The sequence below is a fragment of the Streptomyces sp. NPDC048696 genome, assembly GCF_043198895.1.
Classification (GTDB): domain Bacteria; phylum Actinomycetota; class Actinomycetes; order Streptomycetales; family Streptomycetaceae; genus Streptomyces.
This window is the reverse complement of record NZ_JBICVJ010000023.1, coordinates 13,657-25,724: the sequence shown is the minus strand read 5'-3', so window position 1 is coordinate 25,724 and position 12,068 is coordinate 13,657. Positions and strand designations below refer to the sequence as shown.

General features: G+C 73.6%; 10 protein-coding genes and 1 tRNA gene. 7 read left to right on the top strand and 4 right to left on the bottom strand.

The genetic code is table 11. From position 1 onward, the window contains the following. Positions 1-188: 188 nt before the first annotated feature. From ACGFRG_RS33045 to ACGFRG_RS33035, 3 genes are all read right to left on the bottom strand, one after another. Positions 189-1,091, bottom strand: a complete 903-nt coding sequence (locus ACGFRG_RS33045; RefSeq protein WP_393269934.1) for a cellulose-binding protein — start codon at positions 1,089-1,091, stop codon at positions 189-191. A gap of 239 nt (positions 1,092-1,330) precedes the next feature. Beyond that, the gene (locus tag ACGFRG_RS33040) at positions 1,331-3,952 is read right to left on the bottom strand and encodes an SUKH-4 family immunity protein (protein WP_393269931.1); all 2,622 of its coding nucleotides are present in this window, start codon (positions 3,950-3,952) and stop codon (positions 1,331-1,333) included. Between the two features lie 5 nt (positions 3,953-3,957). Beyond that, positions 3,958-4,932, bottom strand: a complete 975-nt coding sequence (locus tag ACGFRG_RS33035) for an SMI1/KNR4 family protein (protein ID WP_393269928.1) — start codon at positions 4,930-4,932, stop codon at positions 3,958-3,960. 290 nt (positions 4,933-5,222) lie between these two features. Between ACGFRG_RS33035 and ACGFRG_RS33030 the strand changes: the two genes are divergently transcribed. Then, the gene (locus ACGFRG_RS33030; RefSeq protein ID WP_361427464.1) at positions 5,223-5,744 is read left to right on the top strand and encodes a YwqJ-related putative deaminase; all 522 of its coding nucleotides are present in this window, start codon (positions 5,223-5,225) and stop codon (positions 5,742-5,744) included. 10 nt (positions 5,745-5,754) lie between these two features. Beyond that, positions 5,755-6,246 carry an SUKH-3 domain-containing protein gene (locus tag ACGFRG_RS33025; RefSeq protein WP_361427461.1) on the top strand — a complete coding sequence of 164 codons (492 nt, stop codon included), beginning with the start codon at positions 5,755-5,757 and terminating at the stop codon, positions 6,244-6,246. Between the two features lie 61 nt (positions 6,247-6,307). Here ACGFRG_RS33025 and ACGFRG_RS33020 read toward each other — a convergent pair whose 3' ends face one another. Beyond that, positions 6,308-7,621, bottom strand: coding sequence for a histidine kinase (locus ACGFRG_RS33020; RefSeq protein WP_361427458.1), 1,314 nt, complete (start codon positions 7,619-7,621; stop codon positions 6,308-6,310). 173 nt (positions 7,622-7,794) lie between these two features. Here ACGFRG_RS33020 and ACGFRG_RS33015 point away from each other — a divergent pair. The 5 genes from ACGFRG_RS33015 to pth all read left to right on the top strand — a co-directional run bounded on the left by ACGFRG_RS33015 (position 7,795) and on the right by pth (position 12,009). After that, a tRNA-Gln gene (locus tag ACGFRG_RS33015) sits at positions 7,795-7,869 on the top strand. 133 nt (positions 7,870-8,002) lie between these two features. Beyond that, positions 8,003-9,451 carry a bifunctional UDP-N-acetylglucosamine diphosphorylase/glucosamine-1-phosphate N-acetyltransferase GlmU gene (gene glmU, locus ACGFRG_RS33010; protein ID WP_361427455.1) on the top strand — a complete coding sequence of 483 codons (1,449 nt, stop codon included), beginning with the start codon at positions 8,003-8,005 and terminating at the stop codon, positions 9,449-9,451. Positions 9,452-9,568: 117 nt separating this feature from the next. Further along, positions 9,569-10,543 carry a ribose-phosphate diphosphokinase gene (locus ACGFRG_RS33005; protein ID WP_361386297.1) on the top strand — a complete coding sequence of 325 codons (975 nt, stop codon included), beginning with the start codon at positions 9,569-9,571 and terminating at the stop codon, positions 10,541-10,543. A gap of 195 nt (positions 10,544-10,738) precedes the next feature. Next, the gene (locus ACGFRG_RS33000; protein WP_361427452.1) at positions 10,739-11,326 is read left to right on the top strand and encodes a 50S ribosomal protein L25/general stress protein Ctc; all 588 of its coding nucleotides are present in this window, start codon (positions 10,739-10,741) and stop codon (positions 11,324-11,326) included. An 89-nt stretch (positions 11,327-11,415) separates the two neighbouring features. Continuing rightward, complete coding sequence (gene pth / locus ACGFRG_RS32995) at positions 11,416-12,009, top strand: aminoacyl-tRNA hydrolase (RefSeq protein ID WP_361427449.1); 594 nt, start codon at positions 11,416-11,418, stop codon at positions 12,007-12,009. The last annotated feature ends 59 nt before the right edge of the window (positions 12,010-12,068 follow it).

The window sequence follows — 12,068 nt, the reverse complement described above, 5'->3', positions numbered from 1 at the left end:
CCGTGCGTGGCTGGTCGTGCCCCATTGCTTCCGCGCGCGGTGGATTCGGCTGCGGACCGTGCGTGGTTGCTCGCGCCCACGCGGCGGAGCCGCAAATCGACACAGCCCCGCGCCCCTTGGAGGGCCCTGCGGGCCCATAAGAGGGCCCTGCGGGCCCATAAGCGGGGCGGTCCGCGCCCCTGAAATGCTCAGCCCTCCGCCGGGGCTCGGCCCGTCAAACCCGTGAGGCCGTTGCGTACGTGGGTCATGTGCGCGACGGTCTCCTCTCGGGCCTCCGTGTGTTCCCGCAGCACCCGTTCCGTATCGCGGCCGATGCGCTCGGCCCGTACCCGCGCCGCCGCGACCAGTTCCGCGGCGCGGGCCTCGGCGTCCTCCTGGCCGTGCCGGGCGTGCTCCTCGGCTTCGGCCAGCGCCCGCTCGGCCTCGGCCAGCTCCGCCTCGGCGAGGGCGGTGTGTTCGGTGTGCCGGGCGTCCGACTCGGCTTCGCGCGCGGCCACTTCGCGCTCGAAGGCGTCCAGGCGCTCGGCGTGCTCGCGCGCCTGGTCGGCCAGCGTGCCGCCGGTCCGCTCGCGCACCTCGCGCAGCGCGTCCGCCGCCTCCCCGCGCCGCTCGTCCGCCTCGGTGCGGGCCTCGCCGGTGTGTTCGTCGGCGGTGGCGCGGGCGGCGAGCAGTACCTGCTGGGCCCGGGCGTCGGCCTCGGCGAGGAGCGCTTCCGCGTACGTACGGGCATCGTCGCGCGCGAGGCGCCCGGCCGCGTCCGCCGCGTCGCGCACGGCCGCCGCCTCCTCGTGGGCGGCCGCGCGCACGGCGTCGGCCTCCTCGACCGCGAGCGCGTACAGCGTCCGGGCGCGGCGGCCCAACGCCTCGTACGACTGCGGGGCGAGGGCGGCGACCCGGTCGCGCAGGGCGGCCGCCTCCGCCTCCATCCGCTTGGCGAGGACGGTGAGCCGGGCGGCCCGCTCCCAGGCGGCGTCCCGCTCCGCGCCGACGGCGGCCAGGCTGCGCTCGACCTGGTCGGGCCGGTAGCCGCGCCCGCCGCGCGTGACGGCGAAGCCCGGTGGTGACTGCGGTGACTCAGGCGCTGCACTCATCCTTGCCGTCCCTCTCCGAGCTCTGCGGCCTCTCCGGCGCACATCCTGCTTGATCGAAGCGAAGTGGTCATAACGCGACACTCCGCCCATACGTAACGGTCAAGCATGCGCCAATTTGCGGAAGAAGCGGAAGCCGGGCCGGGGGCGGGGCCGGAAACGCGACCAGGCGTTCGCCGCGCGGTGCGGCGAACGCCTGGTCGTACCAACCGGTTTACCTATCTACGCCAGGGGCCGTACGGTCAGAGCAGGCCGTCCCAGAACTGCTCCAGGAGCACCGACCACCAGCTCTCCGGCGACGCCAGCGCGGCCGGGTCGAGGGCGGCCAGCTGAGCCTGGAAGTCGACCGTCCAGCGGCCCGCCTGCTCGGGGTTGAGCCCGTACCGCAGCCGCCACATGGTGCCGAGCAGCGCCATGCACCGTACGAACTCGGGCAGTCCGGAGTTGACGAACTGCGGCGGCACCGACTGGCCGCCCGGGCCCGCCTCCACCGGCACCGCGACGATGTTCGCCGTGCCGTACTGGACGCAGATCGCGCGGCCGAAGTCGGAGCCCATCACGAGGTACGAACCGGCGTCCGGCGCGGGCTGCACCTGCCGCTGCATCGCGAGTTCGGCGAGCGTCGGGACCGGCTGCCCGGGCACGGCCTGCGCCCAGAAGAACGGCCCGAAGTCCACCGGCAGGCCCGCCCACATCAGCGTCATCGCGACGACCTCGGGCACGCCCTGGCGGGACACCGCCCGCTGGTCGAAGCGGAAGACGCCCTGCGGGCCGAAGGCGTTGCCCAGTTCGTGGGCGACGCCCTCCGGCGGCAGCGGCGGCGCGGGCTGCACCTGCGGCAGCGGCGCGCGCACCGGCTGCGGCCGGGCCGGACCGTCCGCGACCTGCGCCAGCTCGCCCTGGTGGGTGAGCAGATGCTGGACGCCCTGGCGGCGCGAGGCGTGGTCCGTGCCGTACGGGGCGACGGAGGTGATCCGCACCTGCGGCCAGGTCTCCCGGATCATCCGGGCGCAGTAGCCGCCGGGCAGTTCGCACGACGCGAGCTCGGTGTGCAGCTCCAGGACGTGGTCCGGGGGCACGTTCATGCCGCGCAGCTCGTGGAAGATCTGCCACTCGGGGTGCGGGATGCCGGGCGCGGAGCGCCGGATGAGCTGCTGCTCGGACCCGTCGGCCGCGCGGTAGCGCAGCACCGCCTGGTAGCCGGGCCCGACGGTCGGCAGCCCGGTGGGCTGCTGCTGCGGATAGCCGTACGCGGGCGGCGGTACCGGACCGGGCGGCTGGGGCGCGCCGGGACCCATCTGGGCGGGGCCCGCCAGCATGGTCGCGGCCTGGTGCACCGCGCCGGGGGCGGGCGCCGCGGGGGCGGACTGCGCACCGGGTACGCCAGGGGCACCCGGCGGGGCGGGCGGCTGGGGCGCGCCGGGGCGGCCGCCGAGCTTGCTCGGGTCGGCGAGCATGGTCGCGGCGTAGTGGGCGTCGCCACCGGGCGGCGGCGTACCGGGGGCAGCGGGCGGCTGGGGCGCGCCGGGCACACCGGGAGGCCCGGGCGGCCGGGGCGCGCCGGGCGGACCCGGCGGCTGGGGCGCCCCGGGACCGGCGGCGCGACCGGCACCGGGTGCGCCGGGCGGACCGGGCGGCTGCGGGGCACCGGGGCCCGCGGGACCGCCCGGGCCCAGCTGGCTGGGGTCGGCGAGCATGGTCGCGGCGTGGTGGACCCCGCCCCCGGCCGGAGGCGGAGGCGGCGTCGGCGGCCCGGGCGGCTGGGGTCCGTCGGGCCCGAGCTGCGAGACCAGCTGCGTCGGTACGTACGGCAGCGCCCCGCCCGGAGCCCCGGGCGCACCCGGCGCACCGGGCGGCGGCGGAGTACCGCCCCGGGCCGCACGCGGCGGCGGCGCCTTGCTGGTGGCGGCCTCGGCGATGTCGGCGGCGGAGACGGGCGCGGGGGTGGAGACGGGTGCGGGACCGGCCGGGATGACGGGATTGGCCGGTGCACCCGGGCCACCCACGGGCGGCTGGCCGAGCGGGGCGCCCGGGCGGGGCGCGTGGGGGTCGAGCGCCGGGGCCACCGCCGTCGGCGGAAGCTGGCTGCCGCCCTGGAGCAGCGCCGTCTTCGCCTCGGGCAACGCCCTCGGCGGCGGGGTGTCGTCGGCGTCCGAGCCCGACAGCGCCGGCGCGAACACGGTCGCGGGCAGCGGTACGGAACCGTCCTCCGACCCGGCGTTGGTGTCCGTCCCGGCCCACGGGGTCGCCCCGGCAGGCGCATCGGCAACCGGCGCGGGCCACGCGGGAGCGGGCGCGGGCGGCGGAGTCGGCACGGGTGCGGCGGGAGCCGGTGCGGCGGGTGCGGGCGTCGGTGCGGCGGGTGCGGGCGTCGGCTGCGGCGCGGGCGTCACCGCGGCCGGGGCCTCGGCCCGGGCCGGCGCGACCGGCGCACCGCCACCGGCGGCACCCGCATCCGCGGGCTCCGCACCCCCGCGCCGGTCCGGGATCCCCATCCGGTCCGCCGCCTCCTGAAGCCACTCCGGCGGCGTCAGCAGGAACGACGTCTGGTTCAGGTCGATGCGTTCGGGCGGCGGCGCGGGCACCGCGTCCTCGGCGTCGGACGGCACCCCGTACTCCTCCTCGTAACGGCGGATCACCTCACCCACCGGCAGGCCGGGCCACAGCGTGGCCTCCCCGCTGTCGCGGGCGATGACGAGCCGCTGGCGGCCGCCGTCCGAGGACGGACCGTCGGCGCGGTCCTCGGCCCACACCACGAAGCCCAGCTCGAACTCCCGCACCCGCACCTCGCGATGCTGGTACGCGGGAACGTCCCCGTTGATCCACTCTTCCGCGCGCTCCTGCGCCTGGGCGAAGGTCACCATCACACTCACTCCCCCACCGGCACGGCGCGCGCGAAGCCGCCGTCCACCATCAGGTTCGCCACGGTCTCCAGCTCCGGCGGGTTGCCCGCGAGCCGTGCCAGGAATTCGTCGAAGTCCGCCCCGCAGGGCAGCAGCAGGCGCTCCACGCGCTCCTGCACGCTCCAGCCGTCCCGGTCGCGCGCGTCGTCGTACGCGCAGAACCAGACCGAGCCGGCCGCCTGGCCCTTCACCTTCACCGCGAGGATGCCGCCCTGCACGAAGGCGACGCCCAGGTAGTCCTTGGTGAGGTGGTCGCGCAGGCACTTGTTGATGTAGACGAGGTCGTTGACCGCCGCCTCGTCCCGCACCGTGAAGAACGGCTGGTCCACCAGGAGCCCCAGCTCCGCGTCGAGCGCCGCGCCGACCGGCGCGCAGCCGCCCGCCGCCTTCAGGAACGAGCGGTAGGCGCTCGGCAGCCGGTAGCCCAGGTCCTCCTCCACGCCGAGGAGTTGGGACTCGGAGACCGAGACCAGGTGCTTGGGCACGCCGAAGTGCGCCGGGCGCGTCTCCTGGAGCGGGCGGGTGCCGCGCTTGTCCTGGTCGACGTCGGCCGTCGCCAGACCGCCGTGGTGCCGCAGCAGGGCCTTCACCTCGACCGGGACCAGTTCCAGCCGGCGGGTGCCCGGCACGTGGTGCCAGGTCCAGCCGTGCGGGGTGGCGACCGCCGGGATGGTGTCCCACAGCTCGTGGCCCTCGGCGGCGAGCGCCGCGTTGGCCGACACGTAGTCGGTCAGCCGCAGCTCGTCCACGCCGAAGCCCTCCGGGGGCTCGGCGATCTCGGCGACCGCGCGCGCGTACGCGGAGAAGTCCGGGTGCCCGTTCCCGTCCACCCGCACCCCTCTGGGGTGCCGGGCGGCACGGACCGGGTCCGGGAAGTTCACGACCTGCCCGGCATAGGCCGCGTTGGGTGGCGCGGCGTGCCCGAGCCGACCTGTCGTCATGGCGGATGCCCCCTGCGTGCGTCCTGCTGCGTCTGGCTGGTGAGGACCAGACTATGCGGTGGGGCAATACCGGGTCCCGGCCCCGCACCCCCGTCCCGCCGCCACTGTGACCAGCTGTCACAAGCAGGTCACCGAGCGACGACCGTGACGACACGGACCTTGTCGTAGCAGTGCCCCAGCTTCCGTACCACTGGGCACATTTGGCAGTCTGTTCCCTCAACGGGGCGTTAACGGGGGCGTTGACAACCGGCGGCGGACCCCGCCGGCAACGGGGAGGGACAACCAGCACCATGCACGGAACGACCGACATATCGGGTACGGCCACGGGCGACCCGCGCACCGGCGACCCACGCCTTCAGTGGAGCGCCACCAGCGCGTCCGCGCCCGTGCTGAGGCACCGCCGCGACGGCATCCTCCCCGCCGTCGCCGCCGCGCTCTCGGTCCGGGGCGAGACGCTGACGTGCACGGCGGGCAAGGGCGACGCACCACCCGTCCTCCACCCGCTCGTACAGGACTTCCACGACACCCTCACCAGCGGTCAGCGCGAACGGTTCACCGGCCGCTGCCCGGAGGCGATCCTGCTCTCGCGCCGGCTCGCGGCCCTGGAGTCCGGCCGCTCCAAGCGCGCCGCCCGCAAGCCGCTCACCCACGGCGAGGCCCGCCGCGCGCTCAAGCACGCCAAGCTGACCGCCCGCCGCATCCGCGAGGACGGCGACCCGCTGCACGGCAGCTACGCGCCGCCCTGCCGCTCCTGTACCGCGCTCCTCGCCCACTTCGGGGTGCGCGCCGTCGACACCGCCGAGAAGGGCTGAACCGACCGCGATGCCGGACGTCTCCACCACCCGCTTCCCCGTCCCCGTCGACGCCGCGCTGCGCGCCGCCGGGTGGCAGCCCGGCCGCTGGGACATCAGGCAGGCCGAGGCCTGGGCCGACGTCCTGCGCTCGCACACCTCGCCCGCCGGGCACCGGCACACCGTGTTCCCGGCCGCCGTCGAGGCGTGGGCCGAGTTCGGCGGCCTGCGGCTGACCTCGCCGGGCCCCGGCCGCCACAACGCCCCCGCGACCGTCCGCTTCGACCCCGTCGCGGGCCTCCACCTCGCCCGCACCTTCGCGGACCTCGGCCGCGCCCTGGGGACCGAGCTGGCCCCGCTCGGCGAGGAGGGCGACCAGCAGGCCGTCCTCGCCATCGACGCCGAGGGCCGCGTCTACAGCATCGACCACACCGGCGACTGGTACCTCGGCGCGGACCTGGACCTGGCCCTGAACACCCTGGTCACGGGCGTCCAGCCGGTCCGCCTCACATCGGCGGGCTGAGGAGAGCCGAGGGGACACGGGCGTACGCACCCGAGCGCGTCAGGCCCTGCGGCCGAACCGCTCACTCCGGGCAGCGCGCGCGGTCCGGGAGCACCGCCGACACCCGCCAGCCGCCCGCGTCCGTCACGCCGGACACGAACACGCCGCCCAGGCCCGTCACCCGCTCGCGCATCCCGATCAGGCCGTTGCCGCCGCTGGGGAGCCCGGCGTCGGCCGTGGCGCCGTCGGCCGGGCCGTTCTCGATCTGCATGGCGACCTCGTCCTCGCGGTGGGCCAGGCGCACCATCACCTTGGCCCCCGCCGCGTGCTTGTGGACGTTGGTCAGTGCCTCCTGGACCACCCGGTACGCGGTCTGCTCCACCAGCGCGTCATACGCGCGCCCCTCGCCGTGGACCGCCAGCTCGACCACCATCCCGGCCTGGCGGGACTGACCGACCAGCGCCTCGATGTCCGCCAGGCACGGGCCCTCCTCGGCAGCGGCGGCGGCCGCGGCGGCCGCCGCGCCCACGGCCGCCAGCGGGACGGGCACCTCGGCCCGGGGCACCGGCTCGCCGGTGCGCAGCACGCCCAGCATCTCGCGCAGCTCGGTGAGCGCCTGGCGGCCCATGTCGCCGACCAGGACCGCGTTCTTGACCGCCTTCTCCGGGTCCTTGCGGGCCACCGCCTGGAGCGCGGCCGCGTGCACCACCATCAGCGAGACCCGGTGGGCCACCACGTCGTGCATCTCGCGGGCGATCCGGGTGCGCTCCTCCGTACGGGCCCACTCGGCGCGCTCCTCGGCCCGGTCGGCGAGCAGCGAGAGCTCCCGCTCCAGCGAGTCGGCGCGCTCGCGCAGCGACTCCATCAGGCGGCGCCGGGCGCCTATGTAGAGCCCGAGGAGCAGCGGCGGGCCGGTGAGGCCGAGCGACATCACGGCGGAGAAGAGCGGCACCAGCCAGCGCCCGCCGCTGAAGGCGCCGTCGTCGACGCTCTGGTTCATCCGGACGAAGGTGACGATGAACGTCCCCGCCAGGCACATTCCGGCCAGCGTCGCGGTGATCCGGCGCGGCACCTCGGAGGCGGCGAGCGTGTAGAGCCCGACGATGCCGAGCAGGAAGCCCATGTTGGCCGGGGTCACCGCGATCGACACCAGCACGACCGCGACCGGCCAGCGCCGCCGCGCGGCCAGCGTCGCCCCGGCCAGCAGCCCGAACAGCACCCCCACCGGCACGGGAACCCCCGCGTCCCCGGCGAACTTCACACCCTCCAGTGCGCATTCGAACGCGGACACCAGCCCGAGCCCTACGTCAAGGACGGCACTGCGCCGCCGCTCCCACCACCACCAGCCGCGGGAGGTCGTCCCCGCGCTGACGTGGTCTGCCCCCGTTGCGGTCATACCTCCCAGCCTACGGGCGCCCGCCAGCGATTTTCCGGCGACTTCGGCCGCCTTCGCGGTGATCGGGCGGTGATCAAGGTGATCGACACCGTCGCGTCGAAGGCGCTTGGTACGGCATAGTGTGGGGTGCCGATCCGGTGACCTGACGTAATGTCCGGCCAATCCGGTTTCCATCCCCCGTGGTGTAATTGGCAGCACTGAGGCTTTTGGTGCCTTATGTCCGGGTTCGAGTCCTGGCGGGGGAGCCAGCGCAGTTCGGGTCCTGACCTCAGAGGTCGGGACCCGGTTGTTTTTCCGGCTCCCGGCCCCCACCCGGATTTCCGCCTACGAACCCCCCGGTATCCTGCGGATGTCCACCACCCAAAGCCGAAGGGCATTCCCGTGAGCGCCAATCGCCCGGCAGCCGTCGTCGTCCTCGCAGCGGGTGAGGGCACCCGCATGAAGTCGGCCACCCCCAAGGTCCTGCACGAGATCTGCGGGCGCTCGCTCGTCGGCCACGTCGTCGCGGCCGCCCGTGAGCTCGACCCCGAGCACCTGGTCGTGGTCGTCGGCCACGCCCGCGAGCAGGTCACGGCCCACCTCGGCGCGATCGACGCCTCGGTGCGCACCGCCGTCCAGTACGAGCAGAACGGCACCGGCCACGCGGTCCGGATGGCGCTGGAAGAGCTCGGCCAGTCCATCGAGGGCACCGTCGTCGTGGTCTGCGGCGACACCCCGCTGCTCACCGGCGACACCCTGGCCGCCCTGACCCGTACGCACGAGGAGGACGGCAACGCCGTCACCGTGCTGACCGCCGAGGTCCCGGACTCGACCGGCTACGGCCGGATCGTGCGCGACGGCGAGTCGGGCGCGGTCACCGCGATCGTCGAGCACAAGGACGCCACCGACGTCCAGCGGGCCATCAAGGAGATCAACTCCGGCGTCTTCGCGTTCGACGGCGCGCTGCTCGCGGACGCGCTCGGCAAGGTGCGCACCGACAACAGCCAGGGCGAGGAGTACCTCACCGACGTCCTCGGCATCCTGCGCGAGGCCGGGCACCGCGTCGGCGCCTCGGTCGGCCGGGACCACCGCGAGATCCTGGGCATCAACAACCGCGTCCAGCTCGCCGAGGCCCGCCGCCTGCTCAACGACCGCCTGCTTGAGCGCGCGATGCTCGCGGGCGTCACCGTCGTCGACCCGGCGACCACGTTCGTCGACGTCACCGTCACCTTCGAGCAGGACGCGCTGGTCCACCCGGGCACCCAGCTGCTGGGCGCCACGCACCTGGCCCGCGGCGCCGAGGTCGGCCCCAACTCCCGCCTGACGGACACGCGGGTGGGCACGGACGCGCGCGTGGACAACACGGTCGCCTACGACTCCGAGGTCGGCGCGGGCGCCAGCGTGGGCCCGTACGCCTATCTGCGCCCGGGCACCCGCCTCGGCGCCAAGGCGAAGATCGGCACGTACGTCGAGACCAAGAACGCGACGATCGGCGAGGGCACCAAGGTGCCGCACCTGTCGTACGTGGGCGACGCGACGATCGGCGAGTTCACGAACATCGGCGCCGCGAGCGTCTTCGTGAACTACGACGGCGAGGCCAAGCACCACACCACGATCGGCTCGCACTGCAAGACGGGTTCGGACAACATGTTTGTTGCTCCTGTCACAGTCGGGGACGGCGCGTACACCGCCGCCGGGTCGGTCATCACCAAGGACGTGCCCGCCGGTTCGCTGGCCGTCGCCCGTGGCCAGCAGCGGAATATCGAGGGCTGGGTGGCCCGCAAGCGTCCGGGCAGCGCGGCCGCGCAGGCGGCTGCGGCCGCCTCCGAAGACGCCGTTGGCGAAAACTGACCGGAAACACCTACGCCTGGCACGGCGTACCGTGATAGACGCACACGATTCGGCTGGCTCGTCGCCAAGGGACCGCGCGGGCTCAGCAGCAGATGACACCTCTGAGGAGACAGTGCTGTGACCGGGATCAAGACGACCGGCGAGAAGAAGCTGATGCTCTTCTCCGGCCGCGCCCACCCCGAGCTGGCCGAGGAGGTCGCGCACCAACTGGGTGTCGGCCTCGTGCCGACGAAGGCCTTCGACTTCGCCAACGGTGAGATCTACGTCCGCTTCCAGGAGTCGGCGCGCGGCGCCGACTGCTTCCTGATCCAGAGCCACACGGCTCCGATCAACAAGTGGATCATGGAGCAGCTGATCATGATCGACGCGCTGAAGCGCGCGTCGGCCCGCTCCATCACGGTGATCGTGCCGTCCTACGGGTACGCCCGCCAGGACAAGAAGCACAAGGGCCGCGAGCCGATCTCGGCCCGTCTGATCGCCGACCTCCTGAAGACCGCCGGCGCCGACCGCATCCTCACGGTCGACCTGCACACCGACCAGATCCAGGGCTTCTTCGACGGCCCGGTCGACCACCTCACCGCCCTGCCGGTCCTCGCGGACTACGTGGGCGCCAAGGTCGACCGCTCCAAGCTGACGATCGTCTCCCCGGACGCGGGCCGCGTGCGCGTCGCCGACCGCTGGTGCGACCGCCTGGACGCGCCGCTGGCGATCGTCCACAAGCGCCGCGACAAGGACGTCGCCAACCAGGTGACCGTCCACGAGGTCGTCGGTGACGTCAAGGGACGCGTCTGCGTGCTCGTCGACGACATGATCGACACCGGTGGCACCATCTGCGCCGCCGCCGACGCGCTGTTCGCGCACGGCGCCGAGGACGTCATCGTGACGGCCACGCACGGCATCCTGTCCGGCCCCGCGGCCGACCGGCTGAAGAACTCCAAGGTCAGCGAGTTCGTGTTCACCAACACGCTGCCCGACCCGAGCGACCTGGAGCTCGACAAGATCACGGTCCTGTCGATCGCCCCGTCGATCGCCCGCGCGATCCGCGAGGTCTTCGAGGACGGCTCGGTCACGAGCCTCTTCGAGGAGCAGTAGGCACAAGGACCCTCCGGGGGTCCTGGAAGATCCTTTTGGGTGCGGCCTCCCGGCCGGGTAGACTCATCGAGTTGCTCGGCGAGGGAGGCCGTACCTGTTCGGTACGGCGGTCCGTTATCGACGCGCTCTTCGTAGCAGGCCAGTCGTGGCCGGGTAACCGCCACACTTATCGATCTGCTTATACGAGGAGTGCACATGTCCGAGATCAAGCTCGCCGCCGAGGTCCGTAACAGCTTCGGCAAGGGCGCCGCCCGCAGCATCCGCCGCGAGAACAAGGTCCCCGCGGTCGTCTACGGCCACGGCGCCGAGCCGGTCCACGTCACCCTGCCGGGCCACGAGCTGCAGCTCGCCCTGCGTACCCCGAACGTCCTGCTCTCCCTGGACATCGAGGGCAAGAACGAGCTCGCGATCCCGAAGGCCGTCCAGCGCGACGCCATCAAGGGCTACCTGGTCCACGTCGACCTGCTGCTCGTCCGCCGCGGCGAGAAGGTCACGGTCGAGGTCGCGGTCGAGACCGAGGGCGACCTCGCCCCGGGCAGCTTCCTCGTCGAGAACGTGCTGAACACGCTCTCCGTCGAGGCCGAGGCCACCCACATCCCGACCTCCGTCTCGGTGTCCATCGAGGGCCTGGAGGCCGGCGCCTCCATCCACGCCAAGGACATCGCGCTGCCCAAGGGCACCACGCTGGCCACCGACCCCGAGGCCGTCGTCATCCAGATCCTGGCCGCCCAGGCCGAGGAGCCGGCCGCCGAGGGCGAGGGCGACGAGGCCGCCGAGGCCTGAGCCGTACGCTCTGCCTGACGGGGTGGCGGGCCACTGCGGCCCACCACCCCGTTTTTTCTTGTCGTCGCACGAGGAGAGACGCAGCACAGATGACCACCGACGCGAACGCCCCCTGGCTGGTCGTGGGGCTCGGCAACCCCGGCCCGGAGTACGCGGGCAACCGGCACAACGTCGGCTTCATGGTGGCCGACCTGCTCGCCTCCCGCATCGGCGGCAAGTTCAAGGCGCACAAGGCCCGTGCGCAGGTCGTCGAGGGCCGCATCGGCCCGGCCGGCCCGCTCAACCGCCGGGTGATCCTGGCCAAGCCGCTGTCGTACATGAACCTGTCGGGCGGCCCGGTCACCGCGCTGCGCGACTTCTACAAGGTGCCGGTCGAGAACATCGTCGCCGTCCACGACGAGCTGGACATCGACTACGGAGTGCTGCGCCTCAAGCTCGGCGGCGGCGACAACGGCCACAACGGCCTCAAGTCGATGACCAAGTCGTTCGGCCCCGACTACCACCGCGTCCGCTTCGGCATCGGCCGCCCGCCGGGCCGTATGCAGGTCGCCGACTTCGTCCTCAAGGACTTCTCGTCGACCGAGCGCAAGGAACTCGACTACTTCGTGGACCGCGCGGCGGACGCCGTTCAAGCCCTGGTCATCGAGGGCCTTGAGCGGGCGCAGTCGACGTACAACTCCTGACGTACGCAGCGAAAAGCCCCGGCGGCCGAACGGCCACCGGGGCTTCGCCATGTCCGCGT

Bases quoted from the DNA above. Each gene is read 5' to 3' on its own strand.
- ACGFRG_RS33030 (WP_361427464.1), top strand. From the start codon at position 5,223: ATGCACGGAACGACCGACATATCGGGTACGGCCACGGGCGACCCGCGC.
- ACGFRG_RS33025 (WP_361427461.1), top strand. From the start codon at position 5,755: ATGCCGGACGTCTCCACCACCCGCTTCCCCGTCCCCGTCGACGCCGCG.
- ACGFRG_RS33000 (WP_361427452.1), top strand. From the start codon at position 10,739: ATGTCCGAGATCAAGCTCGCCGCCGAGGTCCGTAACAGCTTCGGCAAG.
- pth (WP_361427449.1), top strand. From the start codon at position 11,416: ATGACCACCGACGCGAACGCCCCCTGGCTGGTCGTGGGGCTCGGCAAC.
- ACGFRG_RS33035 (WP_393269928.1), bottom strand. From the start codon at position 4,932: ATGACGACAGGTCGGCTCGGGCACGCCGCGCCACCCAACGCGGCCTAT.
- ACGFRG_RS33020 (WP_361427458.1), bottom strand. From the start codon at position 7,621: ATGACCGCAACGGGGGCAGACCACGTCAGCGCGGGGACGACCTCCCGC.
- ACGFRG_RS33040 (WP_393269931.1), bottom strand. From the start codon at position 3,952: ATGGTGACCTTCGCCCAGGCGCAGGAGCGCGCGGAAGAGTGGATCAAC.
- ACGFRG_RS33045 (WP_393269934.1), bottom strand. From the start codon at position 1,091: ATGAGTGCAGCGCCTGAGTCACCGCAGTCACCACCGGGCTTCGCCGTC.